The following is a 431-nucleotide window of genomic DNA, read 5'->3' on the forward strand; positions in this document are numbered from 1 at the left end:
TTATGGTACCGGGTCATCAGTGATGGCGCCGGTCAAATCAGCCCAATGCGATATTGACGCTCTGGCTACCACCATCGCCTGTCACGATGGCAATAGCATCATATACGGTCTGGAGGGCAATATCCTTCACACGGGTGATGCGGTGGCATGGATGGCAGACAGTACGGGTTTGAGCGAACTTTCGGATGCCGAACTGGCAAACGAACTCAACACCCTTCCCGCCTCTGTTGCTTCAACCCTCGGCGTTTATTTTGTGCCAGCACTGACCGGGCTTGGGGCGCCGTGGTGGGATGACAGTGCCCGTGGAGTTATCTGCAGACTCAGTCGGGGCGTTAAACGTGCCCCTCTGATCCGTGCCGCACTTGAGTCGATTACCTATCAAATCGCCGATGTTGTAGTTGCCATGCAGCAGCACGATGATTTCAAGTTAA

1 protein-coding gene is annotated in these 431 nt (G+C 54.5%); it reads left to right on the plus strand.

The genetic code is table 11. From position 1 onward, the window contains the following. Window positions 1-431: FGGY-family carbohydrate kinase (locus ACU8YC_RS28370; protein ID WP_446896442.1), on the plus strand; the 431-nt coding region annotated here is incomplete at both ends.

The sequence above is a fragment of the Citrobacter sp. VF227 genome (assembly GCF_052950715.1).